The sequence below is a fragment of the Thermaerobacter nagasakiensis genome, assembly GCF_055396825.1.
In genome coordinates this window covers 506379-530235 of record NZ_AP043740.1, presented here as the reverse complement: position 1 = coordinate 530235, position 23857 = coordinate 506379, and the positions used below count along the sequence as shown (strand labels likewise).

Here is a 23857-nt window from a genome sequence, read left to right as displayed (position 1 = left end):
GCGACGACCAGTAGGACGATCAGGGTCAACACGCCCCACCGGCGTACCCTGGCGCCCTCGGCCACCTTCTGCACCGTCGTCTGGGCTGTCGTCTGCACCGTTGCCGACCCTCCCGACCGCCGGGAAGCTTGGCGCCGCCCGGACCCGGGCGGCGCCGCCCCCCTCGTGTGCGGTCATGCTTGCCGGCCGGTGGCGCCCGTGGGGGCCGGGAGGGCTCTCAGCCTCCGCCCAGGGTGCGGGCCGCCGCCGGCCTGCCCCGGTGTGTCACTGGGGCGAGACGGTGGTCACGTACTTGTGCCCCTCGGAAGTGGTCTGCAAAACCACCGCGTCCTTGATGGGGTTGTGGTTTTCGTCGAAGGAGATGGTGCCCGTCACGCCCTTGAAGCCCTGGGTCTGCTCCAGCGCGTCGCGGATCTGCGCCGGGTCGGTGGGATCGCCGCCGCCGTCGATCACCCGCTGGATGGCATCCAGCAGCAGGTTGGCGGCATCGTAGCCCAGAGCCGCCAGGGCGCTGGGGTCTTCACCGTACTCCTGGCGGAAGGCTTCGACGAAGGCCTTCGATTCGGGATTCTCCTGCTCGATGGAGTAGTGGTTGGAGAAGTACCCGTCCAGGATGGCCTCGCCGCCCAGCTCGTAGAGCTTGCTGTCGTCCCAGCCGTCAGCCCCCAGCAGGGTCGCCTTCACACCCACCTCGCGGGCCTGCTGGGCGATGACGCCCACCGGATCATAATAGTCGGGCAGGAAGAGCACGTCCGGACCGGCCTGGGCGATGCTGGTCAACTGGGCCCGGAAGTCCTGGTCACCGGTGCGGTAGGAGTCCACCTTGACCACCTGGCCGCCCATCTCCTGGAAGGCCGCCTCGAAGGACTTGTACAGGCCCTCGCTGTAGGGGTTCGCCATGTCGTAGAGGATGGCCGCCGTCTGGGCGTTCAGCTCCTCGCGGGCGAACTTGGCCATGACCTGGCCCTGGAACGAGTCATAGAAGCAGGCTCGGAAGATCCACTTCTTCCCCGGCGTCAGGGAGTCCGCCGTGGAGGTGGGCGAGATCATCACCACGCCCTGCTGCTCCAGCACCTCGGACACCGGGATGGAGATGCGCGACGAGACCGACCCGATGACGGCCACCACCTGGTCCTCGGTGACCAGCTTCTGTACCCGCGCCACCGCTTCGGTCTCGTTGTTCTTGTCGTCCTCCACGATGGGGTTGATGGTGTAGTTCCCCACCTTGTTGCCCTTCTGCTTGATGGCCAGCAGGGCCCCGTTGCGGGTCTGCTCACCGAACTGGCTGATTTGCCCCGTCAGCGGCATGAGGAGGCCGATGTTGATCGTTCCGCCACCGTCGCCGCCGCCTCCCCCGCCCTCTCCCCCGGAGCTGGGCGCGCCGCCGCCCCCGCCGCAGGCCGCCAGCAGGAGCGATGCCGCCATCAGACCGGCCAGGACCGCCCGGCGCCGCCAGCGCTTGGACCTTGCACCCACCCGACAATCCCCCCTGCATGAAGTTTAAGTCCGAAGATTCAACGAAAACTGGACAACTCCTGCAATCTGGGTGAGCTATTCGCATGCGGAACTGGGAGATGCGATGGATTTCGTCCAAGGTCTTGGGAATCGGAACCGGTTCGGGCTGCGGACTGTGCTGGCGCCCCGGCCTGGCCGACGGTCCGAGCCCCCGCCGCGCTCCCCCACCGCTCCCCGCCCTGGCTCCCGTTGCGGGTGCTACGGCCATCACGTGCCCCCTTTTGTGCGCCGCTGAATACCCTGCCGCGCGCCGGCCATATACTTCAGCGGTGTCCCCCGGCAGTTCGGGCTTCTGCCCTGGCCCGGCCAGGGATACCGGTTCTGGCGGGAGGGAGCCGGCGTGCCGCGACGTGACGCCCCACAAGCCCAGGAGGGCCCGGCCCTGCCTCCGTTCCGGGCGGAACTTCGGGTCCGGGCAGAGGATCCCCGCGGATGGCAATTGCTGGGCGAGACCCTGGCCGCCTGGCTGGAACAGCGGGGCAGCCGCCGCCTGGCCGTGGTCTGCATCGGCACGGACCGTTCCACGGGCGATGCCCTCGGGCCCCTGGTGGGCACCCTGCTCGCCCGCAGCGGAGAGGCCGCCCGGCAGGAGGTGGTGTTGCTGGGAACCCTGGACGAACCGGTCCACGCCGGCAACCTGGACCAGGCCATCGCCCGGCTGGCCGCCCTGGAGTCCGGCACCACCGTGCTGGCGGTGGACGCCTGCCTCGGGCGCAGCGAGAACGTGGGCAGCATCAGTGCAGGGCGGGGCGCCCTGCAGCCGGGGGCGGGCGTCAACAAGTCGCTGCCGGCGGTGGGTCACCTGTTCGTCACGGGCACCGTCAACGTAGGGGGGTTCATGGAATACTTCGTCCTGCAGAACACCAGGCTGGGACTGGTCCTGCGCATGGCCGAAGCCATCGCCGCGGGCATCGCCCTGGCCGCCCGCCTGCACTTTGCGCGGCCGGGCCCGGCGCGGGCCCCCGGCGGGGTAGCCGTGGCCCTGAGGGCGACCCGTGACCTCCGGCCCGGCGGCGAAGAGGTCCCCGGGGCACCCTTCACCGCACGGCGGGTGCCGGCCGGCGCCGGGTGGGCTGCCCCGGCACCCGGCGGCACCGTTCCGGCCGGCGGGAAACCGGGCGATCCGCGGGGCTCCGGCGCGGGCGCCGGCGGTGCGGCAGAGGGGCGGCACCCGGCAGGCGAACCGCTCCCGGGCCGCGCCGGTTCGGCCGCCCCCTTGCCGCTGACCCTCAGCCTGGTGGCGGCTTCCCAGCGGCCTGGGACGACGGCCGGGGACCCGACAGAAGCCACAGCCGGGAGCAGCAGCGCCCAGGGTTAGGTCGGCCTCCGTCCGGCCGTCGCCCGCTGCAGCGCCGGTCGCCGCCGGCGGGGGCACCGTCCCCCGCCAGGGCCGGCGGCGGAACCGCCTCTATTCGGAATGGGCCTTGGGGGAATGGGCGGGCGCAGGTTCGCCGGGCGGCCGGGAGGCTGCCGCCGCATGCCGTGCCGCGCCGGCCGGCACCACCACCGCCATGCCGCCGGGGTGATTGCGGTAACGCACCGGGAGGTAGCCTGCAGGCTCCCCGTCGGCGTGTACGGCCACCTGCTCCCGGCTGCGGATCTCCACCGTGGCCCCGCGGAGGCAGGTGACCAGACGGTGCCGCACGTGGGTGCCGCGGAAAACCTTCGGAAAGACCATCAGCGTCTCAAGCTTCCCCAGGTCCCCGATGAGGAGGATGTCAAACTGGGCGTCGTCGGGGGTCGCACCCGGCAGGATGTGCATGCCCCCTCCGTAATAGGGCGAGTTGCCGACCACCGTCATCAGGGACACGTGGCGATGGACCCGGCCGTCCACGTGGATCTCCATCTGGACGTTGCGGTAGCGGCGCAGGGTGCGCAGCATGGAGAGGACATAGGGGAGGGCACCCCGTCCGGGACCGCCCTCTTCGTATACCCGGCGGGCGACCTCGGCGTCGAACCCGGCGCCGCTGACGTTGACGAAGTAGCGCCCGCCCTCGGCCGTCTCGAGATGGCCCAGGTCCAGCCGGCGCACGTGCCCCCGGGTCACCACATCCGCGATGCCCTCCGGCGTGGGGCTGATCTGGAGACCGCGCGCCAGATCATTCCCCGTTCCCAGGGGCACCACCACCAGGGCCGGGCCTCCCGGCCCTAGCCCGTTCACGGCTTCGTGGACGGTGCCGTCGCCGCCCGTGACCAGCAGCAGCTCCACGTGCCGCTCTCGGGCCCGGCGGGCCATCTCCCGGGCATCTCCTGGCGCCGCAGTATACCAGACCTCCGGGGAGACACCCCGCCGCCGCAGGGCGGCCTCGAAGGCCGGCCAGGTCCGGCCGGCCCGCCCCCGTCCCGCCACGGGATTGACGATGGCCACGATCCCGGACAAGCGCATCGACTCCTCTCGCGACGGTGCGGCCCAGGCCGCCCGCTCCACAGCCCCCGCAATAGGCTGCTCCCGGCGCCCTGCCGAGGCCGCACGGGTTCCCCGCGCTCCGGTCCGCGGGAGCCCGCCCGGGAGGCCCTTCCTGCCCTAGCGGGTCGAACGCGGCCCCGCCCGCCCCGGTGCAGGAGCGCCCACCGCCGGTGCCGGCGGCTCCCCCGCCAGAGCCCGCCGGATGGCCTCCCGCTCCTCCTCGCTGAGCAGATAGGGGGAACTGCCGCCGGCGATGGGCTTGGCATACGTCCGCGTTTCCTCCCGGCCCGCCAGGGTGGTGATGACGGCGCCGTTGCCGTGGGCGTCGAGAAGGGCCAGGGCGAAGCTCTGCTCGCCTCCGGTGTTGGGGAAGGCATTGAACCGCACCACCGCCACGTGGCGCACGCAGCGGGCCAGTTCGTCCGCCATCGCCATCACCCGCCGGCCGGTATCGTCCTGGGCCACCTCCAGGCGGTGCAGCCGGGCCAGCACGTCCCCCAGGCTGGGTTCGTCGGGCTGGCGGGTGGCCGCCACGCCGTCCCGTCCCGGGGCGCGCAACCAGCGCTCCAGGGTACGCAGGCGGCGGTGGGCGGCGCCGGCCCGCCAGGTCGCGATCAGGGCGATCACCAGGGAGGCGGCCGCCATCCCGCCGGGGCGGGCCGCGATGGCGGCCAGCAACTGCCGGAACGATTGGGCGAGGTCTTGCCATGAAAACGAAGCGAGAAAGTCCTGCATCCCTGTCTCCCTGCCGTTTCCGAGGGACTTAGAACGACGCCGCGGCCGGCGATTCCAGCCGGGCCAGGATGCGCTCCAGGTCGTCCCAGCTGTAGTACTCGATGACGATCTGGCCCCGCGGGCCGCGCCCCCGCAGGGCCACCCGGGTGTTCAGGGCCCGCTGCAGGCGGTCGATCAGGTCCTGCACTTCCGGTTCGGGCGCAGGCGGCCGGCTGGCGCCCGGACGGCGCCGGGGGGCCTTGCCCCCGCCCGCCACCCGCTGCTCCAGCTGCCGGACCGTCAACCCCTCCGAGAGGACCTCCGCGGCCAGCCGGCGCATTTCGACCGGCGAGGGCACGCTGAGCAGCACCTTGGCGTGGCCCGTGCTAAGCTTGCCCTCGGCCACCAGCCGCCGCAGGTCGTCCGGAAGGGAAAGAAGGCGCATCAGGTTGGCGATATGGGAACGGCTCTTGCCCACCCGCTGGCTCACCTGCTCCTGGGTGAGCCCCAGTTCCTCGCACAGCATCCGGTAGCCCTGGGCCTCTTCGATGGGATTGAGGTCCTCCCGCTGGAGGTTCTCCACCAGGGCGATCTCCATCATTTCAACGTCGGAGAACTCCCGCACCACCGCGGGGACTGTTTCCAGGCCCGCCGCCTGGGCGGCCCGCCAGCGGCGCTCGCCGGCCACCAGCCGGTAGCCGTCGCCCTCGGGGCGCAGCAACAGGGGCTGGACGATGCCGTGTTGCCTCACCGATTCCACCAGCTCCGCCAGGGCGTCGGGGTCGAACTGGCGGCGCGGCTGGTAGGGGTTGGGTCGGATACGGTCGACCGGAACCTGCTCCACCTGCTGGCCGGCCGCCGCAGCCTCCGGACGAACCCCCGGCAAAAGGGCATCGAGGCCCTTGACATCGATCCCTCTAGCCAGCCCGCGCTTGTTCCTCGACATAGTCCACCACTTCCTTGGCCAGTTCCATGTACACCTCGGCCCCCCGGGACCGGGCATCGTAGAGGATGACCGGCTGGCCATGGCTGGGGGCCTCCGACAGGCGGACGTTGCGGGGGATGATGGTCCGGAAGACCTTGTCCCGGAAGAACCGCTTGACCTCCTCCACCACCTGGATGGAGAGGTTGGTCCGGGCGTCGAACATGGTCAGCACCACACCATCCAGCACCAGGCCGGGGTTGAGATGGGCCTGCACCGCCCGCAGGGTGTTGAGCAGCTGGCTCAGGCCCTCCAGCGCGTAGTACTCGCACTGGATGGGGACCAGCAGGCCGTCGGCCGCAGCCATGGCGTTCAGCGTGAGGAGCCCCAGGGACGGGGGACAGTCGATGAGGATGAAGTCATACCCGTCCTTCACCCCCTCCAGCGCCCGGCGCAGGCGGGTTTCGCGACCAATCATCCCCACCAGTTCCAGCTCCGCTCCCGCCAGCTCGATGTTGGCCGGGACGAGGAACAGGCCGGGGATGGCCGTCGAGCGGACCACTTCCCGCAGGCCGCGGTCATCGATCAATACATCGTAGATGCTCCGCCCAACCCGCCCCTTGTCCAGGCCAAAGCCGCTGGTGGTGTTGGCCTGGGGATCGATGTCGACCACCAGCACCCGCCGGCCTAGGGCCGCCAGGCACGCCCCCAGGTTGACGGTGGTGGTCGTCTTGCCGACTCCACCCTTCTGGTTCGCAATGGCGATAACCCGTCCCACGGGGTGAGTTGCCTCCTCCCGGCCGGGGACTCGGGGCCCCTGCGGGTGACGGGCCCCGGCAAGCCTCCGGGTCGCGGCCGTCGCTGGCCTCTCATGCAGCGGCGGGGCATCCTAATGTTCCACGTGGAACACACCGGGTTCCTGCCGCGCCGTGGCCCGGACCCTGCCCTGTTAGGACCCGGGATGAACCCGCCCCGCGGCGGGCGGCCACCGGCCTCCGCCCCGGGCGGCCGCGCCTGCTAGGGCTCCCGCCCCGGCGCTCCGCTCGCCCCACCCGAACCCGCTGCGGCTCCTGACCTGCCTGCCCCTCCCGGGCCACCGCGGACGGGGGCCGCCTTCGGAATGCGAATCCGCACCTCGATCCACTCGGCCCGCTCGGACTGCTCCACCTCGGCGGCCAGACCGGCCCGCCGCAGCGTCTCCACCCCGGCCCGCACGGTATTCAAAAGGATCCGGACGTCCTTGATCGCCCGCAGCCCCTGCAGCCGCCGCTTCCGCCGCCGCACCGGCGGTTCAGCCCGTCCGGCCGCCAGCGCCCGTTCCACTTCCTCCTCCAGCTGCCGCACGCTCCACTGCCCGGCGATGGCCAGCTCCAGCAGCCGTTCCTGCTCCTCCGGGGTGGGCAGGCGCAAAAGAGCCCGGGCGTGCCGCTCGCTCATCCCCGCCGCCACGATCCGCTGCCTCAGGCCGACGGGCAGGCGGAGCAAGCGCAGCTTGTTGGCGACCGTCGACTGCTGCCGCCCCAGCATGGCGGCCAGCTGTTCCTGCGTCAACCCGAACCGCTGCAGTAGATCCTGGTAGGCCGCCGCTTCTTCAAAGAAGCCCAGATCCTCCCGCTGCAGGTTCTCGACCAGGGCCAGCACTGCCGCATCCTGGTCTCCCATGGGGCGGACCAGTGCAGGTACCTCGTCCAGGCCTGCCAGCCGCGCCGCGCGCCACCGCCGTTCGCCCGCCACCAGCTCGTAGCCGCCACCTGGGACCGGCCGAACCAGCAGCGGCTGCAGCAAGCCGACGCGGCGAATGGATTCGGCCAGTTCCGCCAGCGACCCCTCATCGAACTCCACCCTGGGCTGAAAGGGATTGGGCCGGATGTCCGCAAGCCGGATCCGCCGGACCGTCCCGCCGGGCGGCCCGTCACCTGCCGCCGCCGCGGGCCTGCTGCGGCCATCTTCCCGGTTGCCGCCCATCCATGCCAGCCACTGCCCTGCCCGCATTGCCGACCTCCTCCAACCCCGGACGTCAGCCCACCTAACCGCTCCCCGGCCACCAGCCCGCCCCGACCCTCTTCTGACGGGCCCGAGGGCTTCTCCCTCCCGCAAAGGCAGCCGCCCGCCGCCCCCGGCACCCCGGCAACCGGCCCTCCCCAGACCATGGGGCCCCGGCCGGCTGCCCACACCCCCTGTTGCGCGACCCACCACGGTCCAGGGGCCTTGCTGCGGGCCCTTCGCGGGACCTGCTCCTCCTTCCGGCGTCCCCGCCGGCGCGCCCACGCACGCCGCCGCCGGCCCTCGCCGGCCCGCCCCGCCCTGCCTCCCGCCTGGCGCAGCCCGTACGGGTCCGGCGAATTCCGGCCGGCGTCACGACGGCAGCGCCTCACCCGGACAGCACCGCCCCCTATCACCGGCCGCCGCTGCTGGCCTGGGCCGCCGCGGTGGAGTCGCCTTCCCTACGCTCCGAGGGGGCGGCGGGCCGGCAGTCCCGGGCGCCGTGGGTAGCCGGCTGGGGTGGGCTCCTCCTTCACCACCTCGACCAGCACCCGCCGCCCCGCACCCCCCGGAAGCTCCACTTCCCGCGCTCCAACCAGACGGCCGCCCAGCACGGTCGCCGCCCGCCTTCCCGCTTCCCACTCTTCGGCGACGCGCGGGCCCTTGTACGCCCACAGCCGCCCCCCGACCCGCAAGAGCGGCAGCCCGTATTCCGCCAGGACGTTGAGGGGAGCCACAGCCCGCGCCACCACCAGGTCGGCCTGCTCCCTCCAGGAATCCCTGCGGCCCGCTTCCTCGGCCCGCACCGGCTCCACAATGACCCGCCCGTCCAGACCCAGCACGGTCACCGCCTCCCGAAGGAAAGCAGCCTTCTTCCCCTGGGATTCCAGCAGCAGCCCCCGCCAGCCCGGCCCCAGGGCCACCAGCAGCGGAATCCCCGGAAACCCTGCTCCACTCCCCAGGTCCACGAGCAAACCCTCCGCCGCCCAGGGACCGGCGATCCCGAGCAGCACCAGCGAATCCACGTAGTGCCGCACCAGCGCCTCCGCATCCTCCCGGACGGCGGTGAGGTTAAAGCGGCCCGTGGCCTCGCGAACCAGTTGCCAGTGGCGCCACAGGGCGACCAAGGCATCCCCGGAGAGCCGTACCCCAAAGGCCGCCCCCAAGCGCGCCAGTTCGTCCTGCCAGCGCGCGCCGTCCACCGCTCCACCTCCGCCCCGAACCCCCGCGACCCGCCCGGCGGATGCAAGCCGGCGGATGCAAAAAAACGGCCGGCCGGCCTCAGGGCCGGCCGGTTCCCGTGCTGACGCCACCCCGACCCGGCCTGCGCGGCACGATCACCACCCGGCGGTAGGGTTCCGTTCCGGTGCTTTCGGTTCGCACCTCCGGGTGGTTCTGCAGCGCCAGGTGAACCACCCTCCGCTCCGCCGCCGGCATCGGCTCCAGGGTGACCGGACGGCGGGTCCGCCGCGCCCGCTCCGCCATCCGCAGCGCCAGCCGCTCCAGGGACTGCCGGCGCCGCTCCCGGTATCCCGCCACGTCCAGCACGACCCGCCGTTGCTCCTCGCTCACCCGCGCCGCTGCCACGTTGAGCAGGTACTGCAGGGCTTCCAGGGCCACGCCCCGCCGCCCGATCAGGGCCCCCAGCTCCGGCCCGCCCTCCATCCGAGCCAGGATCCGGTCGGGCCCTTCCTCCACCGCCACCTGCACCGCCAGCCCGGCTGCCCGGGCCAGCTCCTCCAGAAAGGCCGCCGCGAACCGCGCCTTGGTCGGACGAACCCGGGCCTGGACCACCGCATCCCGCTGTCCCACCAGCCCCAGGAACCCCCGCGACGGTTCCGCCACCACCCGCGCCTCCAGCGCCTCGCGGCCCACGCCCAGACGGCGCGCCGCCGCCTCCAGGGCTTCTTCCACCGTGCGGCCGCGGGTTTCGATCCAGGGCCCGGCACCCAGAACTTCACGAAACGCCGCGCTCATGCCCCGCCTTCCCCTTTCCGGCCGGTGCCGGCGCCGGCCGCCGGTTCATCAGAACCTGCTGGACGATGGAGAAGATGTTGCTGGTCACCCAGTAGAGTGCAAGGCCCGCGGGAAAGCTCCAGGCAAAGAAGGTCAGCATCGCGGGCATCAACACCAGCATGGTCCGCTGCTGCGGCTGGACGGTGGTCATCGAGGTCTTCATCTGAAAGTACGTGGTCACACCGGCCAGGACGGGAAGAACAAACCAGGGATCTGGCTTGCCCAGGTCGGGAATCCAGAGAAACGAGCCGATGCTGAAGTCGCGGAAGGCGATGAACAGCGCGTAAAGGATGGGAAACTGGATAAGAAGCGGCAGGCACCCCGCGGCGGGGTTGACGTTGTTCTCCCGCCACAACTGCATGATGGCCTCGTTGGCCTTCTGGGGGTTGTTCTTGTACTTTTTCTGGATGCGTTCCACTTCCGGCTGCAGCGCCTGCATGCGCTGCATGGACCGCGTTTGGGAGAAGGTGAGGGGTAAAAGCACGAGGCGGACCAGCACGGTGAACAGGATGATGGACAGGCCGGCGCTGCCGGTGGCCGACCGGCTCAGCTCCAACCCCGCCTCGATCAGGTCGACGAACCACTGCCACAACTGGCTCAAGCCGGGGCGCCTCCTTCTGCCATCCCTGAGCCGGCCGCGGAGAACAACCCCTCGCCGGGGCATCCCCGGGCCGCCGTCGTTTCACAATCTTTTGCCAATTCGACCACGGGTATCCTGAATCCTTGCCCCGGTCGACCCGTCTTGCGCCTGCCCCGCGTCGTCACCCGGAGTCGTCGCCCAGATTCTTGGATCCCGCGCCGCGATCCCCGCCACGGCCCGTCACCAACCTCAGGGGCGCAAGCTGCGGAACGGGGTCATAACCGCCCGGCGCCCAGGGATGGCAGCGCAGCACGCGGCGCACCGCAAGCCAGCCTCCCCGCAGGACGCCGTAGCGCTCCACGGCCTCCATGGCATACGCGGAGCACGTCGGCGTGTACCGGCAGGCAGGCGGCTTGAGGGGCGAGATCCACCGCCGGTAAAATCGCAGGAACGCCAGGGCGACCCGCGTCAGCACATGCGTCACCCTTCCCCCGCCCGCCCGTCCCGGCCATCGTCTTCCCGGGCATCGCGAAGGCCCCCTGCCAGAGGGGGCCTCAGAATCCGCGCCTTGCGCAGGACGTCTTCCACGGCACGCCGCGCGGTCCCAAAATCCATTCCCGCCGCCGCATCGCGGGCCACGAACACCAGCCACCAGCCCCCCTCCACCCGGGGGGCCAGCTGGCGGTAGGCCTCGGCCAGAAGGCGCCGGACCCGGTTTCGCCGGACGGCCTTGCCCAGCCGGCGGCCGACGGTGAAACCTGCCCGGCTCGGGTCATCGCCGCCGGCCCCGCCCGGTCGCCAAGCAAAAAGGACCACCCAGCGGTTGCTCCAGGACCGGCCCTGCCGCCGGACCTGGCGAAAGGCGTCACCGCGTTGCAGGCGCCAGGGCCGTGGCAGGCTCACGCGTCCCTCGCCTCACACCGCCAGGCGGTGGCGACCCTTGCGCCGCCGGCGAGCCAGGACCTTGCGCCCGCCGCGGGTGCGCATGCGCACCAGAAAGCCGTGGGTACGGTGACGGCGCCGGCGGTTGGGCTGGAAGGTTCGCTTCATCCCACTCCACCCCGCTTTCCAAACCTGCGGGCCGGTGCAAAAGCCGCCGGAAACCAGACGGCTAGCCCGTTCCGGCGGCTCAAAAGCATGCCCATTATAGCGGCGCCTCCCGGACAGTGTCAACGCGACCGGGCGTCTCGGCCCACAGTACCCCCGCCCGCCCGGGAACCACCGGCCCGCCTTCGGGGCCGCCGCCGGGCGGCGGCCCCCGCTTCGTCCCGCCGGGCTTCGTCTCTGCGGCCGGCAGCTCATCCGTTCCCGATTGTGGAAGTTCCCGGGCCTCTGCTATCATCTTGGCGCCGGCCCTCCATGCAGGCATCCGTCATGCCGCCGCCCTGCCGGGGTGGAAGCCCGCCGGGGCGGCCGCCGGCCGGGCGCCGTGACGTCCTTTCTTATTCACACCCTGTGGATAGACTGTTGATAGATCGGCGCGGCGGATGCGCCGCCGACAGCGCCCGGCCCGGTTCGACTCCCCTCGCCGGCAGGAGAGAGGCCGGCCAAGGGGGAACTAAACCGACCCATCCCTCGCTGTCGTACAGGGGGCCGACAAACTTCGACCTTCCACCACCCGCACGGGTGGTGGAAGGGTCTTTTTGCGTTAGGGGCTCTGTGGATAGGTTGTGGATGAGCCGTGGACAAGCGGTGGGCACGCCACCGGGCGGGTCGGGTACGGCGGCTCCGCGACGGCTCAAGACTGCCCACCACGCCGTCCCCAACTTATCCACAATCCGGACCCACCCGTTAGGAGGACCGTACCGTGGTAAAGGGCGAGCTGGCCGAGGTATGGGCCGAGGCGCTGCAGCTGATCGAGCGCCAGCTGACCCGGCCGAGCTACGAGGCCTGGTTGCGCAACACGCGACCCCTATCCCTGGAGGACGGCCGCCTGGTGCTGGCGGTCCCCAACCAGTTTGCCCGGGACTGGGTGCTGGAGCGCTGCTCCACCGCCATCGTGGACTCCCTGCGGCGGGTGTTGGGTCACGACGTTCGCCTGGAGGTGGTGGTCGAACCGCAGCCCGCCCCGGCAGCCGGCCAGGTGGCGGCCACGAGCGAAGCCGCCCTGGCACCGGGCACACCGGCGGGACCGGCCGCCGACGCCGGCTCCTCCTGGCGGACGCTGTCCCAGCCGCTCAACCCCAAGTACACCTTCGAGACCTTCGTCACCGGCTCGGGCAACCGGCTGGCCCACGCCGCGGCCCTGGCCGTGGCGGAGGCGCCCGCGCGTACCTACAACCCCCTGTTCATCTACGGCGGGGTGGGGCTGGGCAAGACCCATCTGATGCAAGCCGTCGCCCACCACGTGCTGCGCAAGCATGGCAGCCGCGTGGCCTATGTGTCCTGCGAGACCTTCACCAACGAGATGATCAACGCCATCCGCGACGGCAAGACCCTGGAGTTCCGCAACCGCTACCGGAACGTGGACGTGCTGCTGGTCGACGACATCCAGTTCCTGGCGGGAAAGGAAAGCACCCAGGAGGAGTTCTTCCACACCTTCAACGCCCTGCACGAGGCCAACCGCCAGATCGTCATCTCCAGCGACCGGCCGCCCAAGGAGATCCCCACCCTGGAGGAACGGCTGCGCTCCCGTTTCGAGTGGGGGCTGATCTCGGACATCCAGCCGCCCGACTTCGAGACGCGGGTCGCCATCCTGCGCAAGAAGGCCCAGCTGGAGAAGCTGCGGGTGCCCGACGACGTCATCGCCTTCATCGCGGAGCGCATCGACACCAACATCCGGGAGCTGGAAGGCGCCCTGATCCGCCTGGTGGCCTTCGCCTCGCTGACCAACCACGAGATCGACCTGGATCTGGCGGCGGAGGTCCTGAAAGACATCTTGCCCCCGCCGCGGGCCAACAAGGTCACCATCGCGCGGATCCAGGAGGTGGTGGCCGAGTACTACGGGGTCAAGGTGCGGGACCTCAAGGCCCGGCGCCGCACCCGGGCCATCGCCTTCCCGCGGCAGGTCGCCATGTACCTCTGCCGCGAGCTGACCGAGGCGTCCCTGCCCCGGATCGGGGAGGAGTTCGGCGGCCGCGACCACACCACGGTGCTCCACGCGTACGAGAAGATCAGCCAGGATGTGCGCAACGATCCCCAGCTGGGCCGCCAGGTCAAGGAGCTGATGGAGCTGATCCGCAAGGGCTGAGCTCCGCCCGGCCGCCCCGGCCGCAACGGGCCCGCGGGCTGTGGCTCCCTGTGGCGTTCCTGTGGAAAGGCCGTGGACAAGGCGCCGCCTCCTGGGGACAAGGTGGGGAGCCATCGCAGGATCCCCGGCACGGCCGGGGAAAGTGTGGACAGAGGCGACGGGTTATCGACAGGTTGTCCCCCGTCACGACACCGTTCGACACCAGGGTCCGGCGGGCTTTTCCACAGTGCCCACAGGCCCTACTACAACTACGGCGAGGAGACCGATTACATTCTTTGAGGAGGAAGGCCACCTTGCGCCTGACCATCGACCAGAGCGACCTGCACGCGGCGCTGCAAGTGGCCAGCCGGGCTGTGGCCACGCGGACCACCCTGGCGGCCCTCTCCGGGATCCTCCTGGTGGCCGAGCCCGAGCAACTGCGCCTGGTGGCCACCGACCTGGAGATGACGGTGGAGGCCCTGGCGCCTGCCCGGGTCCAGGAAGAAGGGTCCGTCATCCTGCCCGGCCGCCACCTGGCGGAGCTGGTTCGCCGGCTTCCTCCCGGGGAGGTCCAGCTGGAGGTCGATCCCGGCCACCGGGCCCGCTTGCTGCAGCACCGCTCCCGCTTCACCCTCCACGGCATGGATCCCGCGGCCTTTCCGGCCCTGCCCCGGGTCGGGGCGGGCAGCACGGTCCTGTTCGACAACGCGGTGATGCGCCACGTGCTGCGGCGCACCACCATGGCCGTTTCCACCGACGAGTCGCGGCCCATCCTGACCGGGGTGAGCTTCCGGGTGGAGGGCGACCGCCTGGAGGCGCTGGCCACCGACGGGTTCCGCATCGCCGCGTCCCGCGTCACCCTGGAGCGGCCCGTGGAGGGCCAGCCCGTGGACGCGGTGATCCCCGGCCGGAGTCTGGCCGAGGTGGCGAGGCTGCTGCCCGACGAGGGGATCGGCCGGCTGATCCTCGACGACACCCAGGCGGGATTCCAGCTGGGGGAGGTCCGGCTGATCTCGCGGCTCCTGGAAGGGACGTACCCGCGGGTCCTCGACCTGGTGCCGTCCCAGTACCCCACCCGGGTGCAGGTGCCGACCCGGGCCTTCCAGGAAGCGTGCGAGCGGGCCGCCTTGCTGTCGGATACGCGCCAGGCGGCGCGCTGGCTGATCCGCCTGACCGTGGAACCCGGGCGACTGGTCGTCACGGCCAGCGATCCGGAGCTGGGCGAGGCCCGGGAGGAGGTTCCCGCCCAGGTGGACGGGGAGGGCATGACCATCGGGTTCAACGCCCGGTACCTGGTCGACGGGCTCAAGGCCATCGACAGCGACGAGGTCCTGTTCGAGCTGACCGACCCGCTCAAGGCCAGCCGGCTGCGGGGCGTAGCGAGCGACGACTTCTTCTACATCGTGCTGCCGGTCAAGATCAGCTGACCGCCCGCAGCCGGCGGCGGCCGGGGGCAGGAAGCGCCCGCCAGCCGACCGCCCGCGGCCGGGGTGGAACCGGCTGCCACCGGTACCCGGTCCGGGCACGGGCCAGGGAGGGAAGGCTGTGGTCATCCGGAGGGTGGTGCTGCGGCAGTTTCGCAGTTACGAACAGGCCACCCTGGAACTGGATTCCGGCCTGACCCTCCTGGCCGGTCCCAACGGCATCGGGAAGACCAACCTGCTGGAGGCGATCCACTTCGCCGCCACCGGCCGCTCGCCGCGGACCACCCGGGACACGGACCTGATCCGGCACGGGGCGCCGCTGGCCTACGTGCGGGTGGAGTGGGACGACCCGGTGGCGGGGCGCCGGGTGGTGGAGATGGCCCTTCACCGCCAGCACGGCAAGGCCCTGCGCCTGGACGGGCGCAAGCGCCAGCGGCTGGCGGATCTCCAGGGCGCGCTGCCCATCGTGTACTTCGCGCCGGAGAGCCTGGTCCTGGTCAAGGCGGGGCCCGCGGCGCGGAGAGGCTTCCTCGACGACCTGCTCGGCCAGCTGGTGCCGGGATACACCCAGTTGTTGCATGACTACCAGCGGGTGCTGGCCCAGCGCAACCAGCTGCTGCGGGAGATCCGTGCGGGCCGCGCCGCCGGCTCCCTGCTGGCCATCTGGGACGAGCCCCTCTACCGCCACGGCCAGGCCATCCGCCAGCGCCGGCAGCGGCTTCTGGACGAGCTGGCCCCGCTGGCCGCAGCAGCGGCGGGCCGGGTAGCAGCGGGCGGTGCGGCGGGGGCCGGTGTGCTGGAGCTGGATTACCTGGCCGCCGAGCCCGATGGACGGGTGGAGGGCGGCGCCGTTTCCTCGCCGGAAGGGCTGGCCGCCTTCCACCGGGAAGAGGTTGCCCGGGGGACGACCCTTTGGGGACCCCAGCGGGACGACTTCGCCCTCTTCCTGGATGGCCAGGACGCCCGCGCCTTCGCCTCCCAGGGGCAGCAGCGGGCTCTGGCCCTGGCCCTGACCCTGGCACAGGTCGAGCTCATCCACCGGCGGCTGGGCCGTTGGCCGGTGCTGCTGCTGGACGATGTGCTGTCGGAGCTGGATGGAAAGCGCCGGCGGTACCTGCTTGAGGCCGTCAGCGACCTGCCCCAGGTGATCCTGACGGCCACCGAGCCGCCGGAATGGCCCGAGGGCACGAGGCCTCGGGTCATCCCGCTGCCGCTGGGGCCGGAAGGGGAAGCGGAGCCGGGATGGCCGGGATGAGACGCCAGCCCGCCAACAGGGACGCCGGCGCCATGGCCGGGCGAACAGGCAGGGAGGCCGCGGAGGGGCGGTCAGGGGGACCGGCCCAGGCGCTGGGTCCCGTGCTGGAAGGACTTTTGACGCGCCTGGGCCTGGCCACCCGGGCCCGGCGCTTTCGGATCCTGCAGGAATGGGCCCGGGTGGTGGGGCCGGTGATCGCCGCCCGGGCCCGGCCCTACCGGCTCACCGGTGACGTGCTGTGGGTGGCCGTTCAGCACCCCGGCTGGGCCCAGGAGCTGTCCTTCCTGAAGGGAAAGATCGTGGCGGACCTGAACGCCGCCGCCGGTGTCCCCGTGATCCGGGACATCCGCTTCACCGCCGGGCCGCGCGGCCCGCGCCGGGAGGCGCCTTCTGGTGCCCCTTCTGCGGCGGTTTCCCGGGTGCTTTCCGGCGGCTGCGCATCGCCGGGGGACGGCAGGGTACCGGCCGCGCCCTCCGGCCGGGAGCTCGCCGGGGAACCGGGCGGGACGGACAACCGCCTGCCTTGGCCCGCCGATCCGGCGCTGCAGGAAGCCGCCACGCGCTGGCTGGGGGCCGCCCGCTGGCGGCGAAGGTGGGCTTTGGAGCGGGGGTGGCGGCCCTGCGGATCCTGCGGTAGCCTATTCCCCCCGGGACCGGAGGCCGGCGGTACGGCCGGGGCCGGCCTTTGCCCGGCCTGCCGGGCGGCCCGGGAGGAGCGGCTGCGGCAGCAGGTGCGGGCTCTCCTGGAGCGGGATCCCTGGCTCACCTGCCCCCAGGTAGCCCAGGCGCTGGGGGTAGGGCCGGAGGTGGTGGCCCGCCTCTACCGGGAGGAACGGGCCGCCCTCCAGGATCGCTGGCGGGCCCGGTTGCGGGTGCTGGCGGCCGGGCTCCGCCGCGGCGAGCCACCGCCGCCGGAGACCCGCTCGCTGCTGCTGCGCTACGTTCTCCTGCGCACGGGGCGAGAACCGGGTGCCCTCACGGCGGAAGAGGCGCTGGCAGCGCTGGGGGTGAGGCTGGCTCCCCTCTGGGAAGCCTGCTTCAGCGGCAGCCTTCCCGGGGCGAGTGCCGGCCCGGCCGGCGGGCACCGTCGGCCGCTGGGCCGTGAGCCCGGCGGCCGGGATGCGGGCCGGGAGGGGCCGGCGGTTCCTCCCGGCCAGGGTCGTCCGGCCCGGTCGCGGCCCGGCAGCCGCCCGCGGCGGCCCGGCGCGGTGGGCGAGGGGCCGGGTGAGGGAACGTAAGAAACGGGTACGTGCGGTACCCTGGAAGCGGGGGTTGGCCGTGTTCCTCCACATCGGGTCGGATGCGATCCTGCCCTGTCGGGAGATCGTGGCCATCCTGGACGCGGAGCTCCTGCGCCACTCGCAGGCGGTGCGCGACCTGGTGGCCCTGCAGCAGCTCGAAAAGCGGGTCACCGACCTTTCCGGCGGGCAGCCCCGCTCCATTGTGGTGGCCGACCGCGGGATCTTCCTCTCGCCGATCTCGGTGCTCACCTTGCGGCGGCGCGGCAACGTGTTGCTGACCGAGGGGACGGCCCCGGCCCGGTGAGGGGTGGTGCCGCCTCGGGCCGGTGGTGCCGCCGGCCGCCGGCGGCGGGAGGCAGCGGGCGATCGAACCGGATCGCCCTCCAGGGCACCGGGCAGGCCGGCCGGGCGGCGCTCCAACCCGGCCGGTCGCCTGCGGCCGGCCGCCGCCCCGGCACGGCTGCGGACCCCGCCGGCCGTCGCCGGAGTGCCAAACTATTCATGGTATAATCAACGCCGTGTCTACCGCCCGTTGGACCGCGCCGGCGGCCCGTTTCGCCGGCGACATCGTCACCCAGCAAGGAGGCTTCGGCGTGGCGCGCACGGGTTACGACGAGAGCCAGATTCAGGTCCTGGAGGGCCTGGAAGCCGTCCGGCGGCGGCCGGGCATGTACATCGGCTCCACGGGACCGCGGGGGCTCCACCACCTGATCTGGGAAGTGGTGGACAATGCCGTGGACGAAGCCCTGGCGGGCCGGTGCACGGCCATCACCGTGACCCTCCACGCCGACGGCAGCTGCAGCGTGCGCGACAACGGCGGCGGCATCCCCGTGGGCATCCACCCCAAGGTGGGCAAGCCCACGGTGGAAGTCGTCCTGACCATGCTTCACGCCGGCGGCAAGTTCGACGGGCAAGCCTATAAGGTTTCGGGCGGCCTCCACGGGGTGGGCGTGTCGGTGGTCAACGCCTTGTCGGAGTGGCTGGAGGTCGAGGTTCGCCGCGAGGGCCGGATCCACCGCCAGCGCTACCGGCGGGGCCAGCCGGAGACGGGCCTGGAGGTGGTGGGCACCACCGCCGCGGACGACACCGGCACCTACGTCCGGTTCAAGCCCGACCCCGAGATCTTCGAGGAGACGGAGTTCAAGTACGACGTGGTGGTGGGCCGGCTGCGGGAGATCGCCCTGCTCAACTCCGGCCTGTACATCGAGCTGCGGGACGAGCGCACGGGGGAGCGCAACCTGTTCCAGTTCATGGGCGGGCTGCGGTCCTTCGTGGCGCTGCTCAACCGGACCAAGGAGGCCCTGCACCCCGAGCCCATCAGCTACAAGGCGGAACGCGACGGCGTCGAGGTGGAGATGGCCCTGCAATGGACCACCTCTTATGTGGAGACCCTGTACTCCTTTGCCAACACCATCCACACCCACGAGGGCGGCACCCACGAGGCGGGCTTCAAGATGGCCCTGACGCGGGTGGTCAACGACTACGCCCGCAAGGCGAACCTGCTGAAGAACGGGGACGAGAATCTCGCCGGCGACGACATCCGCGAGGGCCTGACGGCCGTCCTCAGCGTGAAGCTGCCTGAGCCCCAGTTCGAGGGCCAGACCAAGACCAAGCTGGGCAACTCTGAGGTCCGGGGCGTGGTCGATTCCGTCACCGGCGAAGCCCTGGCCACCTACTTTGAAGAAAACCCCCAGGTGGCGCGGCGGGTGGTGGAGAAGGCCATCACCGCCATGCGGGCTCGGGAGGCGGCCCGCAAGGCCCGGGAACTGACGCGGCGCAAGTCGGCCCTGGAGGTCACCGCCCTGCCGGGCAAGCTGACCGACTGCACGGTTCGCGATCCGGCCATGGCCGAGCTGTTCATCGTCGAGGGCGACTCGGCCGGCGGCTCGGCCAAGCAAGGGCGGGACCGGCGCTTCCAGGCGGTGTTGCCGCTGCGGGGCAAGATCCTCAACGTGGAAAAGGCGCGGCTGGACAAGATCCTGGCCCACGACGAGATCCGGGCTCTGATCACCGCCATCGGCACGGGCATCGGCGACGAGTTCGACATCCACCGGGCCCGGTACCACAAGATCATCCTGATGACCGATGCCGACGTGGACGGTGCCCACATCCGGACGCTGCTTCTGACCTTCTTCTTCCGGTACATGCGGCCGCTGATCGAGGCCGGCTACGTCTACATCGCCCAGCCGCCCCTGTACCTGGTACGGCAAGGCAAGGAAGAACACTACTTCTACGACGACGACCAGTTGGAGGCCTTCTTCCGCCAGGTCGGCAAGCGCATGCCCGCCCAGCGGTTCAAGGGCCTGGGCGAGATGAACGCCGAGCAGCTCTGGGAGACCACCATGAACCCGGAAACCCGGACCCTGCTCCAGGTCACCCTGGAAGACGCCATGGCGGCGGACCAGATCTTCTCCATCCTGATGGGAAGCCGCGTCGAGCCGCGGCGGGAGTTCATCGAGCAGCACGCCCGCAAGGTGCGGTTCCTCGACACCATCGGGTGACCCGGTGGGCCGGCGGAACTGGCGGGTAGGACCCGCCGGTCCTCCGCGGCCCTGCCGGCCGGCGGCTTGAAGCGGGGGTAGCGCGCCACGCCTCCGGCAGGGCTGCGCAGGAGCGGGAGGTGCACCGGGCCCTGGGGGATGGGGGCCCGGTGGGAGCGGCTGGCAGGAGCAGAGGGCGCAGGCTCGTCCGGGCGGGGGCATGGCGCGGGCGGCGCGCCGGCCGCCTCCATGGCGCGGGCTGCCGGTGCCCGCCCGGCTGCGTTCGTCCGGTGACGGTCCGGACCCACCCCGGGGGATGAACCCGCCGGCCCGCGGGCCGCGGCGACGGCGGCGCGGACGGGCCCGGCACGGAGGACGAGGAGCGACGCAATGGCAGAGTACACTCACGGCAAGATCCTCCCCGTCGACATCGAGGAGGAGATGAAACAGTCCTACATCGATTACGCCATGAGCGTGATCGTCAACCGGGCGCTGCCCGACGTGCGGGACGGCCTCAAGCCCGTCCACCGCCGCATCCTCTTCGCCATGCGGGAGGGGGGGAACACCCCCGATAAGCCCTTCAAGAAGTCGGCCCGCACCGTGGGTGACGTGCTGGGCAAGTACCATCCCCACGGCGATGCCGCCGTCTACGACGCGCTGGTGCGCATGGCCCAGGACTTCTCCATGCGCTACCCGTTGATCGAGGGCCATGGCAACTTCGGCTCCATCGACGGCGACCCCCCGGCGGCCATGCGCTATACCGAGGCCCGCCTGAGCCCCCTGGCCATGGAGCTCATGCGGGACCTGGACAAGGACACCGTCGACTTCGTCCCCAACTTCGACGAGACGGAGCAGGAGCCGGCCGTGCTGCCGGCGCGCTTCCCCAACCTGCTGGTCAACGGGGCCGCGGGCATCGCCGTGGGCATGGCGACCAACATCCCGCCCCACAACCTGCGGGAGGCCATCGACGGCGTCATCCACCTGATCGATTATCCCGATGCCACCGATCGCGATCTGATGAAGGTGATCAAGGGGCCGGACTTCCCCACGGGCGGCATCATCGTGGGGCGGGAAGGCATCCGCCAGGCCTACACCACGGGCCGGGGCATCATCACCATCCGCGCCCACGCCCAGATCGAGACGGCGGCCAGCGGCAAGGCGCGCATCGTGGTCACCGAGATCCCCTACGAGGTGACCAAGAGCAAGATCATCGAGAAGATCGCCGAGCTGGTCCAGGAGCGGCGCATCGAGGGCATCACCGACCTGCGCGACGAGACGGACCGCTCGGGGCTGCGGGTGGTCATCGAGCTGGCCCGGGGCGCCAACCCCAACGTGATCCTCAACCAGCTGTACAAGTTCACCCCCATGCAGGTCAGCTACGGCATCATCCTGCTGGCCCTGGTGGATGGGCAGCCGCGGGTGCTCACCCTCAAGCAGCTCTTGCGCCACTACCTGGACCACCAGAAGGACGTGATCGTGCGCCGGACCCGGCACGACCTGGCCAAGGCCGAGGCCCGGGCCCACATCCTGGAAGGGCTGCGCATCGCCCTGGACCACATCGACGCCGTGATCACCCTGATCCGCCAGTCGCGCACCGTCGACGAAGCCCGCACCGGGCTGATGGAGAACTTCAACCTGACGGAAAAGCAGGCCCAGGCCATCCTGGACATGCGCCTGCAGCGGCTGACCGGCCTGGAACGGGAAAAGGTGGAGGAAGAGTACCAGGAGCTCTTGAAGGAGATCGAATATCTGCGGGCGGTCCTGAACTCGGAGAAGATGGTGCTGGACATCATCAAGCAGGAGCTGGGCGAGATCCGGGACCGCTTCGGCGACGACCGGCGCACCAAGATCGTCGCGGGCGCCGCCGAGTTCGAGGTGGAGGACCTGATCGCCGAGGAGGACGTGGTGATCACCCTGACCCACCGCGGCTACATCAAACGGCTGCCCGTGGACACGTACCGCAGCCAGCGTCGCGGCGGCCGGGGCATCACCGGCATCCAGACCCGGGAGGAGGACTTCGTCTCCCAGCTCTTCATCGCCACCACCCACGAGAACCTGCTCTTCTTCACCAACCGGGGCAAGGTCTATCACCGCCGCGTGCACGAGGTGCCCGAGGCCAGCCGCACGGCCCGGGGCACGGCGGTGGTGAACCTGATCGAGATCGGGCAGGACGAGCAGGTGACCGCCGTCATCCCCGTGCGGGATTTCGGGGAGGACCGCGACCTGCTCATGTGCACGCGGCGAGGGGTGGTCAAGCGCACGGCCCTGGCCGAGTTCGGCCACATCCGCCGCGGCGGGCTCATCGCCCTGTCCCTGGATCCGGGCGACGAGCTGGTGGCGGTCCAGCTCACCGACGGCCGCGGCGACGTCCTGCTGCTGACCCGGCAGGGCCAGGCCATCCGCTTCCCGGTGGCGGAGGTCCGCACCATGGGCCGGACCGCCCGCGGCGTGATGGGTATTCGCCTGGAAGAGGGCGATGAGGTGGTGGGCATGGAGGTGGCCGACGACGAGGCCCACCTGCTGGTGATCACCGACCGGGGCTACGGCAAGCGCACGCCCGTCCGGGAGTTCCGGGCCCAGGGACGCGGGGGGAAGGGGATCCGGGCCATCACCCTGACGGCCCGCAACGGGCAGGTGGCCGGCTTCGAGGTGGTGCGGCCGGGTGAGGAGGTCATGCTGATCTCCCAGGGCGGCATCGTGCTGCGGGTCCCCGTGGACCAGGTGTCGATCCAGGGCCGGGCGGCCCAGGGGGTCACGGTGATGCGCCTGGAGCCGGGCGATCGGGTCTCCGCCGTGGCCACCGTGGCCCAGCGGGGAGACTGAGGGGACATATCGGGTCATCCGCCCCCACTCCCGGGTGGCCAGTCCGTGGCTCCGGGGCTGCGGACCAACCGGCGGACGAACAGGCGGGGGAGAGGCGATGAACCAGGATCCCACCAGGCCCCAACCGGCTGCGGCCGCACCGGGCCAGCCCGCCGGGCCCAGGGCCGGCGGCCCGGGCGAGTTGTTGCCGGAGGGCAAGCTGCCGGCCGCGCTGTTGAAAAAGCTGGTTCTTCCGCGGACGGGGATGCAGCGGCGCGAGGTGGTGCTGGCCGCGGCCCCGGGGGAAGACGCGGCCGCCCTCGACCTGGGGGGCGACCTGCTGGTTGCGGCCAGCGACCCCATCACCGGAGCGGGTCACCATGCCGGCTGGCTTGCGGTGCACGTCAATTGCAACGACGTGGCCGCCACCGGCGCTGAACCCGTGGCCGTGCTCCTTACCATCCTCCTGCCGCCGGGCGCGCCCCAGGCGATGCTGGAAGAGCTGATGGCCGGGGCCCACGCCGCCGCCCGGGAGGTGGGTTGCCAGATCGCCGGCGGGCACACCGAGGTGACCCCCGGCCTGGCCCAGCCCCTGGTGGTGGCCACGGCCCTGGGCCGCACGCCGCCGGAAGGCCTGATGCCCAGCGGGGGCGCCCGGCCGGGCGACGTGCTGCTGCTGACCAAGTGGGCGGGCCTGGAGGGAACGGCCATCCTGGCCGCTGACTGCCGCCAGGCCCTGCGGGACCGGGGCGTGGCCGAGCCGGTGCTGGAGGCAGCGGCCGGCCTGGGGCGCTGGCTCAGCATCGTGCCCGAGGCCCGGGTGGCCGCGCGGCGCGGCGCCCACGCCATGCATGACGTCACCGAAGGGGGCGTGCTGGGCGCCGTCTGGGAGATGATCGCCGCCGCCCGGCAGGCCCAGGGCGAGCCCGTGGGCTGCGTGGTGGAAGCCGGTGCCATCCCCGTGCGCGACGAGACGCGGGTCATCTGCGCCGCCGCGGGGATCGATCCGCTGCGGCTCATCGGCTCGGGAGCCTTGCTGGTGGCGGCACCGCCCGCCCGGGCTGCGGAGCTGCAGGCGACATGGCAGGAAGCGGGCATCCCGGCGGCAGCCATCGGCCGGGTGACCGGAGACGGGCGGCTGCGCCGGGTCGGCCCCGGTGGACAGGAAGGGAAGCTGGAGCCGCCCGGGACCGACGCCCTGTGGGCCGCGCGGGCGAGGCTCTCCTGATGGCAGGCCGGCCCGGCCGGCCAGCCGGGCCGTCGCGGATCGGCGCCGGGGAAGCGGGGGTCCGGCCAGCGTGCTCGCGCGGCCGGGTGCTTCCGCCCTGAGTGGGGCGGTGCCCGCCCAC

At 71.7% G+C, this 23857-nt stretch carries 21 protein-coding genes; 9 read left to right on the top strand and 12 right to left on the bottom strand.

Annotated features, from left to right (window positions below):
* Nucleotides 1–264: 264 nt before the first annotated feature.
* Entirely contained in the window at nucleotides 265–1476 is a 1212-nt protein-coding gene (locus tag ACZ5T9_RS02250; protein WP_006902763.1) for an ABC transporter substrate-binding protein, read from the bottom strand.
* A 379-nt stretch (nucleotides 1477–1855) separates the two neighbouring features.
* On the opposite strand from ACZ5T9_RS02250, the gene yyaC reads away from it, so the two are divergent.
* Nucleotides 1856–2833: a spore protease YyaC gene (gene yyaC / locus ACZ5T9_RS02245; protein WP_464833676.1), complete on the top strand. Its 978-nt coding sequence runs from the start codon at nucleotides 1856–1858 to the stop codon at nucleotides 2831–2833.
* A 90-nt stretch (nucleotides 2834–2923) separates the two neighbouring features.
* Here the strand turns inward: yyaC and ACZ5T9_RS02240 are convergent, their stop codons facing one another.
* From ACZ5T9_RS02240 to rpmH, 11 genes are all read right to left on the bottom strand, one after another.
* Nucleotides 2924–3901, bottom strand: coding sequence for a diacylglycerol/lipid kinase family protein (locus ACZ5T9_RS02240; protein WP_464833674.1), 978 nt, complete (start codon nucleotides 3899–3901; stop codon nucleotides 2924–2926).
* A 138-nt stretch (nucleotides 3902–4039) separates the two neighbouring features.
* Nucleotides 4040–4657 carry a DUF4446 family protein gene (locus tag ACZ5T9_RS02235; RefSeq protein ID WP_464833673.1) on the bottom strand — a complete coding sequence of 206 codons (618 nt, stop codon included), beginning with the start codon at nucleotides 4655–4657 and terminating at the stop codon, nucleotides 4040–4042.
* Between the two features lie 28 nt (nucleotides 4658–4685).
* Nucleotides 4686–5582 (bottom strand): ParB/RepB/Spo0J family partition protein, encoded by an 897-nt coding sequence (locus tag ACZ5T9_RS02230; protein WP_464833672.1) that lies wholly within the window; start codon nucleotides 5580–5582, stop codon nucleotides 4686–4688.
* Nucleotides 5554–6336, bottom strand: a complete 783-nt coding sequence (locus tag ACZ5T9_RS02225) for a ParA family protein (protein ID WP_006902758.1) — start codon at nucleotides 6334–6336, stop codon at nucleotides 5554–5556. Before ACZ5T9_RS02225 ends, ACZ5T9_RS02230 begins: the two co-directional genes overlap by 29 nt.
* A 239-nt stretch (nucleotides 6337–6575) precedes the next feature.
* Nucleotides 6576–7550, bottom strand: coding sequence for a ParB/RepB/Spo0J family partition protein (locus ACZ5T9_RS02220; protein WP_464833671.1), 975 nt, complete (start codon nucleotides 7548–7550; stop codon nucleotides 6576–6578).
* Nucleotides 7551–8002: 452 nt separating this feature from the next.
* Nucleotides 8003–8743 (bottom strand): 16S rRNA (guanine(527)-N(7))-methyltransferase RsmG, encoded by a 741-nt coding sequence (rsmG, locus tag ACZ5T9_RS02215; RefSeq protein WP_464833670.1) that lies wholly within the window; start codon nucleotides 8741–8743, stop codon nucleotides 8003–8005.
* A gap of 79 nt (nucleotides 8744–8822) precedes the next feature.
* Complete coding sequence (gene jag / locus ACZ5T9_RS02210) at nucleotides 8823–9518, bottom strand: RNA-binding cell elongation regulator Jag/EloR (RefSeq protein ID WP_006902755.1); 696 nt, start codon at nucleotides 9516–9518, stop codon at nucleotides 8823–8825.
* Nucleotides 9499–10158: a YidC/Oxa1 family membrane protein insertase gene (locus ACZ5T9_RS02205; RefSeq protein ID WP_006902754.1), complete on the bottom strand. Its 660-nt coding sequence runs from the start codon at nucleotides 10156–10158 to the stop codon at nucleotides 9499–9501. Before ACZ5T9_RS02205 ends, jag begins: the two co-directional genes overlap by 20 nt.
* Before the next feature lie 160 nt (nucleotides 10159–10318).
* Complete coding sequence (gene yidD / locus ACZ5T9_RS02200) at nucleotides 10319–10621, bottom strand: membrane protein insertion efficiency factor YidD (RefSeq protein ID WP_464833668.1); 303 nt, start codon at nucleotides 10619–10621, stop codon at nucleotides 10319–10321.
* On the bottom strand, nucleotides 10618–11040 hold the full coding sequence (gene rnpA / locus ACZ5T9_RS02195) for a ribonuclease P protein component (RefSeq protein WP_006902752.1): 423 nt from the start codon (nucleotides 11038–11040) through the stop codon (nucleotides 10618–10620). The genes yidD and rnpA overlap by 4 nt, the downstream gene beginning before the upstream one ends.
* Before the next feature lie 12 nt (nucleotides 11041–11052).
* Nucleotides 11053–11187 carry a 50S ribosomal protein L34 gene (gene rpmH / locus ACZ5T9_RS02190; RefSeq protein WP_006902750.1) on the bottom strand — a complete coding sequence of 45 codons (135 nt, stop codon included), beginning with the start codon at nucleotides 11185–11187 and terminating at the stop codon, nucleotides 11053–11055.
* A 757-nt stretch (nucleotides 11188–11944) separates the two neighbouring features.
* Here rpmH and dnaA point away from each other — a divergent pair.
* The 8 genes from dnaA to ACZ5T9_RS02150 all read left to right on the top strand — a co-directional run bounded on the left by dnaA (nucleotide 11945) and on the right by ACZ5T9_RS02150 (nucleotide 23736).
* Complete coding sequence (gene dnaA / locus ACZ5T9_RS02185; RefSeq protein ID WP_006902747.1) at nucleotides 11945–13327, top strand: chromosomal replication initiator protein DnaA; 1383 nt, start codon at nucleotides 11945–11947, stop codon at nucleotides 13325–13327.
* Nucleotides 13328–13620: 293 nt separating this feature from the next.
* Nucleotides 13621–14733, top strand: a complete 1113-nt coding sequence (gene dnaN / locus ACZ5T9_RS02180; RefSeq protein ID WP_006902745.1) for a DNA polymerase III subunit beta — start codon at nucleotides 13621–13623, stop codon at nucleotides 14731–14733.
* A gap of 118 nt (nucleotides 14734–14851) precedes the next feature.
* Entirely contained in the window at nucleotides 14852–15985 is a 1134-nt protein-coding gene (gene recF / locus ACZ5T9_RS02175) for a DNA replication/repair protein RecF (RefSeq protein ID WP_464833666.1), read from the top strand.
* On the top strand, nucleotides 15982–17223 hold the full coding sequence (locus tag ACZ5T9_RS02170) for a DciA family protein (RefSeq protein WP_464833665.1): 1242 nt from the start codon (nucleotides 15982–15984) through the stop codon (nucleotides 17221–17223). Before recF ends, ACZ5T9_RS02170 begins: the two co-directional genes overlap by 4 nt.
* Nucleotides 17224–17263: 40 nt before the next feature.
* Nucleotides 17264–17530, top strand: a complete 267-nt coding sequence (remB, locus tag ACZ5T9_RS02165; RefSeq protein WP_006902742.1) for an extracellular matrix regulator RemB — start codon at nucleotides 17264–17266, stop codon at nucleotides 17528–17530.
* Between the two features lie 289 nt (nucleotides 17531–17819).
* Nucleotides 17820–19727 (top strand): DNA topoisomerase (ATP-hydrolyzing) subunit B, encoded by a 1908-nt coding sequence (gyrB, locus tag ACZ5T9_RS02160; RefSeq protein ID WP_006902741.1) that lies wholly within the window; start codon nucleotides 17820–17822, stop codon nucleotides 19725–19727.
* A 369-nt stretch (nucleotides 19728–20096) separates the two neighbouring features.
* A complete protein-coding gene (gene gyrA, locus ACZ5T9_RS02155) occupies nucleotides 20097–22529 on the top strand; it encodes a DNA gyrase subunit A (RefSeq protein ID WP_464833663.1) in 2433 nt (810 codons plus the stop codon).
* 97 nt (nucleotides 22530–22626) lie between these two features.
* Entirely contained in the window at nucleotides 22627–23736 is a 1110-nt protein-coding gene (locus ACZ5T9_RS02150; RefSeq protein ID WP_464833662.1) for an AIR synthase family protein, read from the top strand.
* Nucleotides 23737–23857 lie beyond the last annotated feature (121 nt).

What these genes read in the sequence shown, in the direction of transcription:
- ACZ5T9_RS02150 (WP_464833662.1), top strand. Translation starts at nt 22,627, where the DNA reads ATGAACCAGGATCCCACCAGGCCCCAACCGGCTGCGGCCGCACCGGGC.
- ACZ5T9_RS02170 (WP_464833665.1), top strand. Translation starts at nt 15,982, where the DNA reads ATGAGACGCCAGCCCGCCAACAGGGACGCCGGCGCCATGGCCGGGCGA.
- rpmH (WP_006902750.1), bottom strand. Translation starts at nt 11,187, where the DNA reads ATGAAGCGAACCTTCCAGCCCAACCGCCGGCGCCGTCACCGTACCCAC.
- ACZ5T9_RS02235 (WP_464833673.1), bottom strand. Translation starts at nt 4,657, where the DNA reads ATGCAGGACTTTCTCGCTTCGTTTTCATGGCAAGACCTCGCCCAATCG.
- gyrA (WP_464833663.1), top strand. Translation starts at nt 20,097, where the DNA reads ATGGCAGAGTACACTCACGGCAAGATCCTCCCCGTCGACATCGAGGAG.
- ACZ5T9_RS02240 (WP_464833674.1), bottom strand. Translation starts at nt 3,901, where the DNA reads ATGCGCTTGTCCGGGATCGTGGCCATCGTCAATCCCGTGGCGGGACGG.
- jag (WP_006902755.1), bottom strand. Translation starts at nt 9,518, where the DNA reads ATGAGCGCGGCGTTTCGTGAAGTTCTGGGTGCCGGGCCCTGGATCGAA.
- ACZ5T9_RS02230 (WP_464833672.1), bottom strand. Translation starts at nt 5,582, where the DNA reads ATGTCGAGGAACAAGCGCGGGCTGGCTAGAGGGATCGATGTCAAGGGC.
- ACZ5T9_RS02220 (WP_464833671.1), bottom strand. Translation starts at nt 7,550, where the DNA reads ATGCGGGCAGGGCAGTGGCTGGCATGGATGGGCGGCAACCGGGAAGAT.